Source organism: Aquirufa lenticrescens, assembly GCF_019916085.1.
Classification (GTDB): Bacteria; Bacteroidota; Bacteroidia; order Cytophagales; family Spirosomataceae; genus Aquirufa; species Aquirufa lenticrescens.
Genome location: NZ_CP049834.1, coordinates 1974522 through 1990375 on the forward strand (window position 1 = coordinate 1974522; position 15854 = coordinate 1990375).

A 15854-nucleotide genomic window follows, 5' to 3' on the forward strand; every position below is an offset into this window, starting at 1 on the left:
CATTTGCTCCCTTTTTTGATTCCATATCTCTACTCTTTACTCTATTATCCCTAATCTACCTCTAATTCTTCAAAATTAACTTTCTTCGCCCGCGCATAAAAGCGCCATGAAAGCAGGGCAGACGAACAAACTAAACTAGCCGTTAAGCCCACCCAGATGCCCACGGCACCTACTTTCTCGTAAATTCCTATGTAATAACAAAGTGGAATTCCGACTCCCCAATAGGATATAACGGTAATGGCTGTAGGGATTTTATAATCCTGTAGTCCGCGTAATAATCCAAGTGAAACGGCTTGAATGCCATCAAAAAGTTGGAATATAGCACCCCAAACGACCAACGTAACAGCAATCGCAATCACCGGTAATTCTTGCGTATAACCTCGTACAAGATATTCGCGGCCGAAGAAAAACAACAGAGCACAAGCACCCATAAATAAGAGGGAAAGGATTAACGCTGCTTTGCCAGACTCGATGATACCTGCACGGTTTCGTTCGCCAATGGCCGTTCCTACATTAATTCCGCCTGCCACGGCAATTCCGGTGGCCATCATGTACGTTATCGAGGCCATATTAATAGCCACAATATGAGCTGCTTGAGCCGTAACTGAAATCCAGCCCATCATCACTACAGCCATGCCAAAAGTCGCAATCTCAAAGAAACCTTGCATTCCAGAAGGAATTCCGATGCGAAGAATGTTTTTCTCTAGGACATTCTTGACCACATGGACATGTCCTTTACGCAGGTAAGGTTTGAACTCTTCTCTTGTAAATACATAAATAGCTAATGTTCCCGCCATGAATAAACGGGAAAGTAAGGTAGAAATGCCAGATCCGAATAAACCCAAGGCTGGAAAACCCCATAATCCATTGATCAAAATATGGTTACCAAATACATTTAAAGCCAATGCGATGATGGTAATCGTCATACCCACGGTAGTCCGTTGCAATCCATCCATGAAGCTTTTCAAAGCGATGAACCAGAATATAGGTAAAACGGATACCGATATTAAACTCAAGAAGGGTAGTGTCAAGGCTTTGTTAGCCTCTGTTTGACCAAATAAATCGTAGTTTAAACTAACGATGTATGTGATCAGAATAGTGATAAGGCCTAAAAAGGTGGCTACTCGCAGGTTTGCGCGCAATAGATTTCCACATTCCGTTTTGTCACCCTCAGCCACGGCTTTAGAAACCATGGGGGATACAATTTGTATGCAAATGATTCCTATAACCGCAATAGTGAAAAATATGGACTGCGCCATACCGGATGCACCGAGGCTTTCGGCGGCACCGGTGGACATTTGGCCTACTTGAATCGTATCAGCAAGGCCCATAAGCATAACGCCCAATTCGCCTACCACGATAGGTAAGGCCAATTGGACGGTCTGTTTGATTTTAGGAAAAAGAGACATTAGATACGGACGATTTCTGCGCCGATGGCATTTAGGCGTGTATCAATGTTTTGGTAACCGCGATCGATTTGTTCGATGTTATCGATGATCGAAGTTCCGTTCGCTGACATCGCTGCGATTAAAAGGGAAACACCCGCACGGATATCAGGAGATGACATGCGAATTCCTTTTAACGTTTGCTTGCGGTCGAATCCAACAACCGTAGCACGGTGTGGATCGCAAAGGATGATTTGGGCACCCATTTCGATCAAACGATCTACGAAGAATAGACGAGATTCGAACATTTTTTGGTGGATTAGGACCGTTCCTTTGGCCTGAATCGCAGTCACTAAAATGATCGATAATAAGTCCGGTGTGAAGCCTGGCCACGGGTGGTCAGAGATCGTTAACATCGACCCATCGATAAAGTTTTCTAATTCGTAATGCTCTTGAGAGGGGATGAAAATATCATCGCCACGGAATTCCATTTTGATCCCTAGTTTTTTGAAAACCTCAGGAATGATGCCTAATTCAGGAATTTGGCAGTTTTTGATCGTGATTTCGGATTGTGTCATCACCGCTAAACCGATGAATGAACCGATCTCGATCATATCTGGAAGCATCGTGTGCTCTGTTCCATGCAATTCGTCCACACCCTCGATGATCAACATGTTAGATCCAATACCAGAGATTTTCGCTCCCATGCGGTTCAACATCTTGCTCAATTGTTGCAAATAAGGTTCGCAAGCGGCGTTGTAGATGGTTGTTTTTCCTTTGGCTAAAACGGCAGCCATCAAAATGTTTGCCGTACCTGTTACAGACGCTTCGTCTAGAAGCATGTACGCACCTTGTAATTGTGACGCATCTACTTCGTAGATTCCGCCATCTTCTGGGCTATAGTTGAACTTAGCACCTAATTTCATGAAACCAAAGAAGTGGGTATCCAATCTTCTGCGGCCGATTTTGTCTCCACCTGGGGATGGAATACGTCCTTTTTTGAAGCGAGCCAAAGTAGGTCCTAAAAGCATCACCGAACCACGAAGCGCAGCTGCTTTTTTCTTGTAGGTATCTGAATCTAAGTAATCAATGTTCACTTGAGAGGCATCGAATTCAATGCTGGACTCGGATAAACGACGCATGCTTACGCCCATATCGCCTAATAAATCAATTAGTTGATTGACGTCGCGAATGTTCGGGATATTGTGGATGGTTACAGGCTCTGCTGTTAAAACCACGGCACACAAGATCTGTAATGCTTCGTTTTTTGCTCCTTGAGGAGTAATTTCTCCTTTTAAACGGCGGCCACCGGTTACTTTAAATGATGCCATAAATGATTACTTATTTTTACGGAAATTGTTATTTCGGTTGTTGTTATTGTTGCTTCTGAAGTTATTCTTCCGGTAGTTATTGTTCCGGTTATTGTTGTTGCTATTCGGATATTCCGGTGCGTTATACGCGTTTCTAGCGTTATTTGCCACCTTAGCGTGTCCTAATCCCTCTTGCGAAAGCTCATCCACGATAGTGCCTAAAAGGTTTTCTGACATCTCTTTGATGTTCTGCCAAATCACCGCATCGTCCACCGATTCTTTGTTCCAGGTTACATAAAAACCTTTCATCAAGCGGGCGATGTATGCTACTAAAATCTTTTTATCCTCTACTTTTTCTTCAGCAATCGCACGTAGAATTAATAATTCGACGTTACGGCCATAATGCTTGAAACGCAAGTTGTGCTGGTTATATGCCACTTTACGCGGTGCTTTTCCTAGCGATTCTGGTGATGGAGAAGGGAATGGCCCCTGCACATTTAACTCAAAATTGGACATGATGTATAAATCATCCCAAAGCTTCTTCGAATAATCTTGACTGTTATCCTTCATATTCGGGTGAATTTGTTTCATCACCTCTACCATCAAAAACGCGTATTTTGTCCGTTGCTCTTCATCGGCAATGGTCAAAATATAATTCACTAATTTTTGAACACTTGATCCGTATTCTTTCATATTTCTGTGCTCTTAAAGCATTAAACTCATTAAAATGCGTGGAACGGCGACGAGTAAAAAGACGATGACCGCCCAAATAGCCATCACTAAGACTGCTCCAGCGGCATAATCTTTGGACTTCTTCGCTAATTCACTCTGCTCCGGCGAAACTAAATCGGTGATACGCTCTAAAGAGGTATTCAATAATTCTGCCACCCATACGCCGGCCACCGCTAAGGAAATCCAAAGCCATTCCGACGCCTCAAACCCGACTTTCCAGCCCACATAAATCACGACAGCCGTGCTCACCAAATGAAAACGCGCATTGCGCTCATTCTTGATAAGTTCCACTAGTCCATTGATTGCGTGCTTTAAACCAAACATCTTAGAATTCAGCTGTTTTAGGAGTACGTGGGAAAGGAATCACGTCACGAATATTGCTCATACCCGTCACAAATAGTACTAAACGCTCGAAACCAAGTCCAAATCCAGCATGTGGCGCAGACCCGAATTGACGGGTTTCTAAATACCACCAGATGGATTCTTCTTCGATTCCCACCTCTTTCGTACGTTGCAATAATTTCGCATAATCATCTTCACGCTGCGATCCACCGATGATTTCTCCAATGCCTGGGAATAAAACGTCCATCGCACGAACCGTTTTTCCGTCCTCATCTAGTTTCATATAGAACGCTTTGATGTCTTTCGGGTAGTTCGTTAAGATAACCGGTTTTTTGAAGTGTTTCTCTACTAAATAACGCTCGTGCTCTGACTGAAGGTCGATTCCCCATTCAACTGGATAAACGAACTTGCCATTCTTGTGCGCTTTCGAATTCAATAAGATGTCAATCGCTTCTGTATAGGTCAAGCGTTCGAATTCGTTTTCTGTTACAAAACGTAATTTCTCCGACAGACTTAATTCCGATTGCTCTTCTTTCTTTTTGTTCTTTTCCTCTTCGATTAAGCGCTTTTCTAAGAATGCAATATCGTCAGCGCAGTGATCTAAGGCATATTTGATACAGAATTTAGTGAAGTCTTCCGCTAAATCCATGTTGTCTACTAATTCATTAAAGGCTACTTCTGGCTCGATCATCCAGAACTCCGCTAAGTGGCGGGTGGTGTTTGAATTCTCCGCGCGGAAGGTAGGTCCGAAGGTATACACTTTGGACAAAGCCATCGCTCCTAATTCTCCCTCTAACTGTCCTGAAACCGTTAAATTCGTCTCTTTTCCAAAGAAATCTTCCTTGTAATCCACTTTTCCTTCCTCTGTTAACGGAGGATTAATAGGATCCAAAGTCGTCACGCGGAACATCTCGCCAGCTCCCTCTGCATCCGAACCCGTAATGATGGGCGTATGTAAATAGAAGAATCCGTTGTTGTTGAAATAGGTGTGAATCGCGTAGGCCAAAGCGTGGCGGATACGCAATATCGCTGAGAATGTATTGGTCCTAGGACGTAAGTGTGCAATCTCGCGCAAGAACTCTAGTGAGTGTTTCTTAGGCTGTAAAGGGTATTTTTCTGGATCCGCTGTTCCGTAAACCTCGATGGAAACGACTTCCACCTCTACGTTTTGGCCTTGTCCTTGAGATGCTATTAATTTACCCGTAACGGCGATACAAGATCCCGTAGTCACTAATTTTAACGTTTCTTCTGAAACAGTTCCCTCGGAAACAACTGCTTGAATATTGTGGATGGTCGACCCATCATTCATCGCAATAAACGCGACAGAAGAGGAAACTCTTTTCGTACGAACCCAACCTTTCACAACGATGCTCTGCTGCGTGGGAGTTAAACCTAGTATTTCTTTGATTTGCATAAATGACTCGGGCATTATTAATAAAAAGGCCTCAATAGAGGCAATAACCCTCAAAAATACGGATAAAAAACCGATTTATTTTATTTATTTGTAATTAAAAATCGGCTTATCTTTGGTGTAGATTATTTAAACAATGCAGGGATTATCCTTAAAACAGAATCAACAACAGAACCTTTCGCCACAACAGATACAATATATCAAGTTGTTGCAGATTCCTACGGCTGAATTAGCGGCTAGGATCGAGGAGGAATTAGAGGATAATCCAGCATTAGAGGAAGGTTTAGATCATAATGAGGAGCAAGAACCCCGCGAAACACTAGATGACCTGGAGCGTGAGGAGATGGAAGTGGGGGATTATCTGCAAGATGAATATGCTGGCTACAAGATGGCCGGAGATTCCTATGATCCCAATGAGGAGACGCGCGAACGCCCTTTGGCCACCGAATCAAGCACCCAAGAATATTTATTGAACCAAATCCGTTACGTCGTTCGTACCGAGCGCGAAGAAGTTCTCGCCCAGCAAATCATCGGTTCCTTAGAAGAGGACGGCTATTTGCGTCGTAATATTGAGAGCATCGTTAACGATCTTGCCTTCACGCAAGGCTTTGAGACGGATTACGATGAAGTGGAGCAAGTATTGTTTAAAGTGCAGTCCTTAGATCCGGCCGGTATCGCCGCTCGTTCCTTGCAAGAATGTCTTTCCTTGCAATTGCACCGAAAAGAGTCAGACGCACCGGCTCATCTAATCGCCATACGTTTAGTGGATGATTTTTTCGAGGAGTTTTCCAAAAAGCACTTCAGCATTTTATTGACTAAACTTGCCATCACAGAAGAGGAGCTCAAAAAGGCGATGCAAGTCATCACCCATTTGAATCCCAAACCAGGTGGGGGAGACGACGCACCCATCGCCCCGTATTTACAACCGGATTTCATTATCACGAATCAAAACGGCAAGATTGAGATCAAAATCAACGGAAAAAACGCCCCTGAGCTTCGTGTTTCCCGTGCTTTCCAAGAAATGTTGCAGACCTACGACAAAGGCGACAAGCAGCAAAAAGATATTAAAGAGGCCGTTACGTTTATTAAACACAAATTAGACTCCGCATCTTGGTTCATTTCAGCCATTCAGCAACGACAAGGCACCTTGATGAAAACCATGGAGAGTATCGTTGCGAAGCAATATGATTTCTTTTTGACGGGAGATGAGTCCGTTTTAAAGCCAATGAAGATGAAGGAAATCGCCGCCATGATCGAAATGGATATTTCCACCGTATCTCGGGTGGTCTCGGCGAAGTCTGTGCAAGCAGATTTTGGCATCTATCCGCTAAAATACTTCTTCTCCGAAGGCATCACCCACGAATCTGGTGAGGATTTCTCTACCCGCGAAGTGAAGAACATCTTGCGCGAGATCATCGAACAAGAACCTAGCTCAGAACCGCATTCAGATGAGGATTTAGAGCAATTATTACTCGAACGCGGCTTCGTCGTGAAGCGCAGAACCGTGGCTAAATACCGCGATCAACTGGGGATTCCGGTGGCGAGGTTGAGGAAACACCTTTAAATGGTGAATGGTAAATGGTGAATGGTAAATGGGTGGATATTAAATGGTAAGTGGTGAATAAGGGGCGGTTTTTTATCATTGTGTTGATATGAATTGGACCTTAATTTCTCTATTTTTAGTCCAAAAACAATGACCACTAATCTTATTCAAACAAAAACCTTTGCATTTTCTTTGCAAATTATTTCGGTTTATAGAATTCTTCAAATTGAAAAGGAATACGTCTTATCTAAGCAACTATTGCGGTGTTCAACCGCTGTGGGAGCCATGGTGATGGAGGCTGATCACGCAGAATCGAGGGCAGATTTTAAACACAAAATGAGTGTCGCCCAAAAAGAAATTAATGAATCAATCTATTGGCTAAAGCTTTTAGAAGCTGCGAATTATCTTTCGGTAAAACAAATATTTTTACCATTGAAAGATGCGAACGATATTTTGCATATCATTACAAGAATTTTGATAACAGTAAAGCAAAACATAAAACTGAATACCTAGCGACCATTCACCATTCACCATTTCCAATTCATTCACCATTTACCATGAATTTTTTAAAACTCCACCGCAACGGCCCCATCTGGACTTTGACATTACATCGTCCTGAGGTATATAATGCCTTGAATGCAGGTTTAATTCACGAAATCAGGGAAGTGGCTGAAGCGGCGCAGATTGATGACGAGGTGCGTGTTTTAGTCATCACGGGAGAGGGAAAAGCCTTTTGTTCAGGTGCAGATTTGAAGTCCGGTGTAAGTGATCCTAATTTGGGTAATGTGTTGCGTTCCACTTATAACCCTATGATTACGGCATTGCGTGGTTTAAATAAACCCGTTATCGGAGCGATTAATGGGGTCGCTGCGGGTGCTGGCTGTAGTTTAGCCTTAGCCTGTGATTATATTGTTGCACACGAGGATGCGTATTTTTCTGAGTTATTTGTCCAAATAGGTTTAGCCATGGACGCGGGTTCTACCGCCTTTTTAATGCAGTCTGTGGGATACCACCGAGCTTTTGATTTAGCGACTACCGGTAGAAAGATGGGAGCGCAAGAGGCGAAAGAGATGGGTCTAGTGGCTGAGGTCGTTTCAGGAGCTGATTGGGAAGGGAAGGTGCATGAGGTGGCTTTAGCCTTTTCGAAAAAAGCAACCTTAGCGATTTCCTTAATGAAACGTAGTTTACAACGCGCTTATAATCAGGATTTAGCAGCGACGCTAGCCTCTGAAGCGGAAGAACAAACGATTTTGGGGCACAGCGAAGATTTTGCGGAAGGGGTGACGGCCTTTATGCAGAAAAGGACTCCTCACTTCAAAGGGAAATAATTTTTAGAAAATTTTAGAGGATAGTTTTTCATTTTGCCAAAGAAATTCTACCTTTGCAATCCCGAAAGGGCAATGGTTGCGTAGCTCAATTGGATAGAGCATCTCACTACGGATGAGAAGGTTTGGGGTTCGAATCCCTACGCGACCACAGAAAAAAGACCTGCACGAAAGTGCGGGTCTTTTTTGTTTTTTCTTCTATATTTAGGCAACCTATTTAAAACCATGAAGAAAATTCTTACCCTGTGCTTGCTAGCACCCTCCCTTATTTTTGCGCAAGAAATTAAAGTGCCTGCCGGCTTTCACGTGAGTGAAATAGGAAAAAACTTGGGCTCTACGCGTCATATAGCCGTTTCGAAGCAGGGCAATGTCTATGCTAAATTATCTAAATTAAAAGAAGGAAATGGTATCGTTTTGTTGAAAGACAAGGACAAAGATGGGGTGTTTGAGGAACAGACGTTGTTTGGGAATTATACGGGCACCGGCATCGCGATTCATGATGATTATTTATATGCTTCGTCGAATAAGGGCGTATTTCGCTATCGATTAAATGAAAAGGGTGAGGTAGCTGATTGGAATAAATTCGAGACGATTGTGGATGGCTTACCCGATCATGGTCGCGATAACGCGAAGTCGTTTACCTTTGATCAGGATCGCAAAAATATCTATGTGACCATTGGATCTTGGAATGACCCCTGCAGAGAGCCGGGGACTGGGAAAGGGATGAATCCTTGTGCGGTGTTGGATTCGGCGGGGGGAGTTTGGCGTTTTGAGGCGGCTAAACTGAATCAAGGTTTCGCTGATGGAACGCGTTTTGCGACCGGTCTGAAGAATGCGGTAGGAATTACCTGGAATAATACGACGAAGTCTTTGTTTGCAATGGCGCATGGTCGCGGTCAATTCCACGATTTTTATTCTCAATATTATACGCCAAAACAAAGCCAGGAACTTCCTTCAGAAGCAATGTATGAATTCAAAAAGGCGGGCGATGATGCGGGTTGGCCATATATTTACTACGATCATTTCCAAAAGAAGAAGATCGTTGCTCCAGAATATGGTGGGGATGGAAAGAAAACGGGAGGAGAAAAGGCATTAGATCCTGTAGTGGCTTTTCCGGCACACATGGGTCCTAACGATATCCTATTTTATACAGGAACAAGCTTCCCTGCTCGCTACAAAAACGGCGCCTTTATTGCGTTTCACGGTCAATCAGCAGAATTAAAGAAAGGTTATTTCGTTGCTTTTGTGCCGTTCAAAAATCGGAAACCGTCTGGCCCTTGGGAAATATTTGCGGATAATTTTTCTGGACAAGATTTGGCGAAACCCACAGGTCCCATCGAACACAGACCTTGCGGCTTAGCTCAAGGACCGGATGGTTCCTTGTTTGTGAGTGATGATTTGAATGGAAGTATTTGGCGAATTAGCTATAAGAAATAACTATTTCAGTGCCTTCTGTAAAACCTTTAAGTTCCCATCTATTGCCTTAGGATCATAACTTAATCCGAGGATTTTGGCCACAAAAGGGTAGACGTTCACATTCTCGAAACCTTCGAGTTGAAGTCCAGATTTGATGGCAGGTCCCCAAGCTTGGAAACTAGCGCGCATTTCGGGTAGGGCGGTGTCAAAACCGTGTTTACCTTTCGAGGTTTTGCGGGTAGAGAGGTTGAATACTTGTGGGAGTTTGGGTACTAATAATAGATCGCCTAAACGGTTAAAGCGATCATCTGATTTGCGGTAATGCCAATGCGCAGGTGTCTCATCAAGCTGAAAAGTCGTAAAACGCGTATCCTTTTTCAATTCCTGGTAGGTAGAATCAATTTTCGATGGCTCTTTGGCATACACATGCAACAAGGCATCGCCCCAAGGTACTTGAAATGCAGGGGTATTTAATGGAGCCGGTTTGCTTATCGTATTCACATTGTCCACTTCTTTCATCCCGTGATCGGAGACAAAAACGAAGTTAATGGGCAGTCCTAAGGGAGCAAGCGCAGCCTCTAAATCAGCGATAGCTTGGTCGACAAATTGCACAGATTTCTTAACACGCGGGTCTTCTGGGCCAAATTCGTGTGCGTCGTGATCGACCTCCGGAAAATAGAACGTGATTAAATGCGGACGCTTATCAGCGGGTAAGGAAAGCCAATTTTTGACCTGTGCGATACGTGTTTTGATGTCGATGACCTCGTTGTATACGTAATAATAGGAGGGGTAGGTGTCTTGAATATTCGCATCTGACGCCACCCAGTAAAAACTTGCGGCCATCATTTGCTGTTTTTCAGCTAGTACCCAAAGCGGTGTTCCCCCGTACCATTTTCCTTCGCCCACCATTTTCTTGTTGGACATCCGGTACTCTTGGCCAGAGTTTACATCTAGATAAGTATTGTCCACTAAGCCGTGATGCGCTGGGTATAAACCGGTAGCAATGCTATAGTGATTTGGGAATGTTAACGACGGGTAAGAGGGTTGCATATAGCTTGCCTTTACGCCGGAGGTTTCTTTCGATTGCAGTAATTTTGCTTCGTATTTATGCGAAAAATCGGATCGAAATCCATCCGCAGAAATCAGAATAACATAAGGCTTTTCTTGTTGGATCTTAGCGTTAGATCTACCCGCAATGATGTGTTGGGTAGTATCTTGTGCCCAGCCTGAAAGGCTAAAAAACAATAATAAAGCGAGTATTCTCATTTACTTCTTTTTCCAGAATTTACCACCGGACTTGCCGCCACCCGGTTTTCCGCCAGATTTGCCCCCGCCCTTATAGCCGCCGAAAGAGCTTTTTTGAGCAGCTGGATTGTATTCAGGGGTCTCCCCAAATTCCTCCGGTACCGCCGCTTTCGTTACTTCTTTCTCTAATAGATCTTCGATTGTCTTAAACTTACGTTGCTCAGATTCTGTGATGAACGTATATGCCGTTCCTTTCGTCTGTGCACGCGCGGTACGACCGATGCGGTGGATATAATCCTCGCCGTCATTGGGCACGTCGTAATTAATCACTAATTCGATTTCGTCGATGTCAATACCGCGGCTTAAGATATCCGTGGCCACTAAAATCTTCGTCTTCTTATTTCTAAAATCTTGCAATACCTGCTCGCGAACGTCTTGTTCTAAATCCGAGTGAATCTCTTCCACAGAGAATCGTGCGCGTTTTAAATCGGCTGTGAGGGATTTGACGTTTTGCTTTTTGGAACAAAAAACAATCACACGAGTATAGTCCTGCAATTTCAGCAGATGCTTCACCAGCGGACTCTTTTGCTTCTCATAGACCACAAAAGCCTCCTGAACGATTTGCTCTGGGGGTTTCGAAACGGCGATGTTGATCTCGACCGGATTTTGCAATAGCTTTTGGGCTAAGGTCCGCATCTTAGGCGCAAAGGTCGCGGAGAATAAGAGGTTCTGGCGCTTTTCTGGCAAGAACGAAATGATCTTCATCAAATCATCTGAAAATCCCATATCTAACATGCGATCAGCTTCGTCGAGTACTAAATAGCTGCAGTGTTTTAGGTTCACATAGCCCATATTCAAGTGGGCAATCATGCGACCTGGGGTACAAACCACGATATCAACGCCACTCGTTAAAGCCGTTTTCTCTGTCGTAAAGGAATTTCCATCCCCTCCACCATAAATGGCTATCGAGCTCACATTCGTGAAATAGCCTAATCCTTCCATGTTACCGGCGATTTGAATAGCAAGTTCACGGGTAGGAACAATGATCAGCGCATTAATGTGGTCCTCGGGATGAGGTTCAGTAATTAATTTGTGGATGATGGGCAAAAGGAAGGCAGCTGTTTTGCCGGTTCCGGTTTGGGCTGAGGCTAAAATGTCGCGGCCCGCTAAAATAGGTTGGATAACTTGGGATTGTACCGGCGTCGCGGTCTTATATCCCATAGAACTGATACCGTCTAAAATTTGTGGGCTAAGCCCGAGTTCTTCAAATGTCAAAGTATGTGTGTTTATTTTACCTTCTGATAGGTGGACAATCAATGCTTCGATCTAAATGGAAGATTAACTGAAATTGGGTAACAAAATAGTGATCGACTAAGTTCGTCGCGTATTCGGATGGAATTAAGAGTTTAGTGGTAAATTCCGTTTGTGCTGGTTGGTTTTTAGGCGCTGAAAAAAGATTACCTAGTTGCGTACGTAAGCTAGCCTCAAAGCCAAAATCCATAAAGTCATTCAACCGATACCGGAAACCTACTCCTACTGGAATAGAAAATCCAATCGATGGAATAGTCTCATTATAATTACGAATCATATTTGTAGGATAATCGCTAGCGATCACATCCGCATAATTTCTCCAAGAGGCGCCAGGTATACCAGCACCACCTAAAGAATCTAACTGATAAAGCTCTGGATTCGTAGAAACCAAGGCAATTCCGGCGGATAAATAAGGCGAGAACCGATTACGCTTCATATAATTCTGTTGATTCCCATTTAATTCCAAAAGCCCAGAAAGGCCAAACTCCACGATGTCATTTCTAAAGCGGAAACGCAAATCGGGTGTCTTAGGAAGCAGCGCTGAATTGTCAAATGTATAATCATTTCCGGCTAAGCGGATGTAATTCAAATTACCCTTGATGCTGAAATTTTTGCTGACGTGGCGGGTTAAATGGCCTCCTACATTGAAACGACTTTGGTCATTTACTAGGCGATTAAACATACCTAATTCGTCCGTCAAGCTGTAATAATGCGAGCTACCTGCCCCAAAACCAATCGAAGTATGTGGATTAAATGTCGTTCTTTTGAAACCGGTTCCTCCTTTTTTACCAATTTTCCAAAATTGCGCTTGGGTTGTTGAACTGAAAGCCAACAAGAGGATAAGGAGGATAGAACTTTTTCGTAGCATAGGGTACGGAATTTTTAACGTCAAAAACAAATATACTCATAATTCGATAAACGCTAAGAGCTTGTATTTATTTTGCGTGGCTAATTTGGAATATTTCTAACTTGCTTCTGTCGGGAAGCTTCGGTAATTTTAGGTATAATTCTGTAACCATGAAAAAAATCATTCTCCTTTTGTCAGTTGCTGTTTTGGCATCCTGTGGATCTAACTCCGAAGTGAGCGCACCCACAGAGAATTTAAATGAAGTTTTGACGTGTATTGATGCCAAAGGCTTAGTCTCCAAATACGGAGCTAAATCAGTCATTCTGGATACGTCCATCGTTTCCGGGGACGATACGCTGAAAGGAGCAATCATTTTTCCTGGTACGCCTAAGCAAGCGAACGTATTCTTTCACGAAGGGAAAATTTCTGACGTAAGCATCCAAGGTGAAAGTTCTGCTTGGAAAACGGTTTCGGGCTTATATCTAGGTTTGCCATTGCAAGATGTAGAGAAATTGAATACGAAAAACTTTACGATCTCGGGTTTTGGCTGGGCACATGGTGGCTCTGTCGTTTCTTGGGAGGGAGGTAATTTAGCCGGTGATAGTACCTTAACTCATTTGGCTTCGTTCCGGAATAAACGCCAAAATATCTCAGTAGAAGAATTCAATAAAGTGTCTGGGGAAGCAGAGTTTGACGTGCGTCATCCGTCTATCCAACAAATGAATCCCGTAGTAGAGCAAATCACGATTTTGAAACCTTACATTCCTTCGAAAGAAGAGGGGAAAGGTATTGCGAAGAAGATTCAATCCAGTCAAATACCGGTTCGCTAGGTTAATTTAGGGTTATTTTTGTGGCGGTCCGCATCGCGTTCCGTCTTCTTTAAGAGGTTCTGTTTCAGAGCCTCTTCTAGGTTAATTCCGGTTTGGTTTGCCAAACAAATCAACACGAATAACACATCAGCCATCTCATCGCCTAAGTCCTTGTTCTTATCGGATTCTTTCTCGGATTGTTCCCCATAACGACGCGCAATAATACGCGCGACTTCCCCCACTTCTTCGGTCAGCATCGCCATATTTGTTAACTCGCTGAAATAGCGAACCCCTACGGTCTTAATCCACTCGTCTACTTGTTGCTGCGCGTTTGAAATTGTCATAATTAAGGGTTTTTAGAGTCGATGATAATGGTGACCGGTCCGTCGTTCGTCAAGTTGATTTGCATATCGGCTCCGAAGACGCCGGTTTGGATTTGTTTACCTATTTTTTCAGTCAAAGTTTTAATCATCAGCTCATACAACGGAATGGCTTGTTCAGGCCGTGCGGATTCCAAAAAGCTAGGGCGATTCCCCTTGCGAGTCGCCGAATACAGGGTAAACTGACTTACTAATAAGAGCTCACCGTTAACGGCCTGTAAATCTACATTCATTTTTCCCTCCTCATCGGAGAAAATACGTAATCCAGCTATTTTGCTCGCTAAATACGCCACATCTTCCTGCGTGTCATCTACGTGAATGCCTAATAAAACCACAAAACCCTGTTGAATGGAGGCTTGCAGTGCACCCTCAATGTGCAGAGTTGCTTGACTTACGCGTTGAATAACGGCAATCATATTACAAGAGTAGGTAAACGATCAAGAAATAGACCCCGTAACCTAGGATGTCGTTTGTCGTTGTGATAAACGGGCCACTCGCCACCGCTGGATTTATCTTTAATTGATTCAATACCAAGGGGGTAATGGTACCCATTAGACTAGCCAGCATTACCACCGCGAAAAGAGAGATGGAAACGGTCATGGATAACATGATTTGGCCTGAATCCACTAATAATGAACATCCAAAAGCGAATATCGCTGCGATTAATGCGTTGATTAAAGCAACTAAGAGTACTTTCTGAAGACGTTTCCACAACGTAGTATCTAAACCACTTTTGTCTGCTAAAGACTGTACAATCAAAGAGGAGGATTGAATTCCTACATTGCCACCGGTCGAACCAATCAAAGGAATAAAGGCAGAAATGGCTGGTAAAAGGGAGATGGTGTCGTCGAAACGATCAATGATTTTGGCAGCTAAAAAACTACCCACCATACCACCAATCAACCAAGGCAAACGAGAACGAACTAATAACCACACGGAGTCATCTTCCTCCACATCCTCTGAGATACCGGCCATGACCTGAATATCCTCTTGTGCGGATTCTGTGATGAAATCGACCACGTCATCGATGGTAATGCGGCCTAATAAACGTCCTTGAATATTAACCACCGGAATGGCCTCTAAATCGTATTTCTGCATTAAATCGGCTACTTCCTCGCCGGAGGCATAGGTCTGAACCGAAACAATTTCATCATCTTCATAGACGTCTGCGATCTTAGAACCACGCTTCGCTAAAATGATTTTCTTTAAAGAAACAGTGCCCAATAACTTCCCGTCATCATCGATGACATACACCGAATACACTTTCTCCACATCCTCTGCCTGCTTGCGGATTTCCTCGACACATTCGGTCACAGTTTGAGAAATATTAATCTTGATTAACTCTTTTTGCATTAGACCACCGGCACAGTCTTCGTCGTAATGCATTAAATCGATAATGAAACGGGCCTGTTCGCGGTCTTTCAAGAGTGCGATCACTTCCTCGCGTACCTTGACAGGTTGCTCGTTCAGGATATCCACCGCATCATCGGAGTCAATTACGTTGATGTATTGCGCTACCTCCTTGGAAGTAAAGTTCTTTAAGAATTTCTTGCGGTCATCTGCGTCTAGGGTTGAGATGATTTCAGCAGCGATTTTCGTGTCAATTAATAACACGATATATTTCGCTTCTTCCGTTGTTAACTCGATTAAGATTTGCGTGATATCCGCAGGGAATAAGCCGTCTAGCTTCAATAAAATCTCCTCATTCGCCTGATTTTCGATTAAATGGCGAACGTCCTCTATGAACTCTTTGGTTAGTTCAAACGGAAGGTGATTTGGGTTAACTTCTTCCATGATT

16 protein-coding genes and 1 tRNA gene are annotated in these 15854 nt (G+C 43.5%); 6 read left to right on the forward strand and 11 right to left on the reverse strand.

Annotation, left to right across the window (positions count from 1 at the left end; genetic code table 11):
- Positions 1-50 precede the first annotated feature (50 nt).
- From G9X62_RS08775 to asnS, 5 genes are read right to left on the reverse strand one after another with little or no spacing between them, the layout of a single operon-like run.
- Complete coding sequence (locus tag G9X62_RS08775; RefSeq protein WP_223130349.1) at positions 51-1409, reverse strand: MATE family efflux transporter; 1359 nt, start codon at positions 1407-1409, stop codon at positions 51-53.
- On the reverse strand, positions 1409-2716 hold the full coding sequence (murA, locus tag G9X62_RS08780) for a UDP-N-acetylglucosamine 1-carboxyvinyltransferase (RefSeq protein ID WP_130896224.1): 1308 nt from the start codon (positions 2714-2716) through the stop codon (positions 1409-1411). Before murA ends, G9X62_RS08775 begins: the two co-directional genes overlap by 1 nt.
- Positions 2717-2722: 6 nt before the next feature.
- Positions 2723-3388, reverse strand: a complete 666-nt coding sequence (locus G9X62_RS08785) for a DUF4290 domain-containing protein (protein ID WP_223130350.1) — start codon at positions 3386-3388, stop codon at positions 2723-2725.
- 12 nt (positions 3389-3400) lie between these two features.
- The gene (locus G9X62_RS08790; RefSeq protein ID WP_223130351.1) at positions 3401-3751 is read right to left on the reverse strand and encodes a diacylglycerol kinase family protein; all 351 of its coding nucleotides are present in this window, start codon (positions 3749-3751) and stop codon (positions 3401-3403) included.
- A 1-nt stretch (position 3752) separates the two neighbouring features.
- Positions 3753-5183 (reverse strand): asparagine--tRNA ligase, encoded by a 1431-nt coding sequence (gene asnS / locus G9X62_RS08795; protein ID WP_223130352.1) that lies wholly within the window; start codon positions 5181-5183, stop codon positions 3753-3755.
- A gap of 133 nt (positions 5184-5316) precedes the next feature.
- Between asnS and rpoN the strand changes: the two genes are divergently transcribed.
- From rpoN to G9X62_RS08820, 5 genes are all read left to right on the forward strand, one after another.
- A complete protein-coding gene (gene rpoN, locus G9X62_RS08800; protein WP_223130353.1) occupies positions 5317-6744 on the forward strand; it encodes an RNA polymerase factor sigma-54 in 1428 nt (475 codons plus the stop codon).
- 129 nt (positions 6745-6873) lie between these two features.
- On the forward strand, positions 6874-7236 hold the full coding sequence (locus G9X62_RS08805; protein ID WP_223130354.1) for a four helix bundle protein: 363 nt from the start codon (positions 6874-6876) through the stop codon (positions 7234-7236).
- 44 nt (positions 7237-7280) lie between these two features.
- Positions 7281-8051 (forward strand): enoyl-CoA hydratase/isomerase family protein, encoded by a 771-nt coding sequence (locus G9X62_RS08810; RefSeq protein WP_223130355.1) that lies wholly within the window; start codon positions 7281-7283, stop codon positions 8049-8051.
- 74 nt (positions 8052-8125) lie between these two features.
- Positions 8126-8199 (forward strand) — tRNA-Arg (locus tag G9X62_RS08815).
- Between the two features lie 74 nt (positions 8200-8273).
- A complete protein-coding gene (locus G9X62_RS08820) occupies positions 8274-9485 on the forward strand; it encodes a PQQ-dependent sugar dehydrogenase (protein WP_223130356.1) in 1212 nt (403 codons plus the stop codon).
- Here the strand turns inward: G9X62_RS08820 and G9X62_RS08825 are convergent, their stop codons facing one another.
- From G9X62_RS08825 to G9X62_RS08835, 3 genes are all read right to left on the reverse strand, one after another.
- A complete protein-coding gene (locus tag G9X62_RS08825) occupies positions 9486-10730 on the reverse strand; it encodes an alkaline phosphatase family protein (RefSeq protein WP_223130357.1) in 1245 nt (414 codons plus the stop codon).
- Positions 10731-11930, reverse strand: coding sequence for a DEAD/DEAH box helicase (locus tag G9X62_RS08830; protein WP_261345509.1), 1200 nt, complete (start codon positions 11928-11930; stop codon positions 10731-10733).
- 70 nt (positions 11931-12000) lie between these two features.
- Positions 12001-12888 (reverse strand): outer membrane beta-barrel protein, encoded by an 888-nt coding sequence (locus G9X62_RS08835; protein ID WP_223130359.1) that lies wholly within the window; start codon positions 12886-12888, stop codon positions 12001-12003.
- A 149-nt stretch (positions 12889-13037) separates the two neighbouring features.
- Here G9X62_RS08835 and G9X62_RS08840 point away from each other — a divergent pair, with 149 nt between their 5' ends.
- Positions 13038-13697, forward strand: coding sequence for a hypothetical protein (locus G9X62_RS08840; RefSeq protein ID WP_223130360.1), 660 nt, complete (start codon positions 13038-13040; stop codon positions 13695-13697).
- Here the strand turns inward: G9X62_RS08840 and G9X62_RS08845 are convergent.
- From G9X62_RS08845 to mgtE, 3 genes are read right to left on the reverse strand one after another with little or no spacing between them, the layout of a single operon-like run.
- Positions 13694-14020 carry a nucleotide pyrophosphohydrolase gene (locus tag G9X62_RS08845; RefSeq protein ID WP_223130361.1) on the reverse strand — a complete coding sequence of 109 codons (327 nt, stop codon included), beginning with the start codon at positions 14018-14020 and terminating at the stop codon, positions 13694-13696. The two genes, G9X62_RS08840 and G9X62_RS08845, sit on opposite strands and share 4 nt — an antisense overlap.
- A 2-nt stretch (positions 14021-14022) precedes the next feature.
- A complete protein-coding gene (gene dtd / locus G9X62_RS08850) occupies positions 14023-14472 on the reverse strand; it encodes a D-aminoacyl-tRNA deacylase (RefSeq protein WP_223130362.1) in 450 nt (149 codons plus the stop codon).
- Between the two features lies 1 nt (position 14473).
- On the reverse strand, positions 14474-15850 hold the full coding sequence (gene mgtE, locus G9X62_RS08855; protein ID WP_223130363.1) for a magnesium transporter: 1377 nt from the start codon (positions 15848-15850) through the stop codon (positions 14474-14476).
- Positions 15851-15854 lie beyond the last annotated feature (4 nt).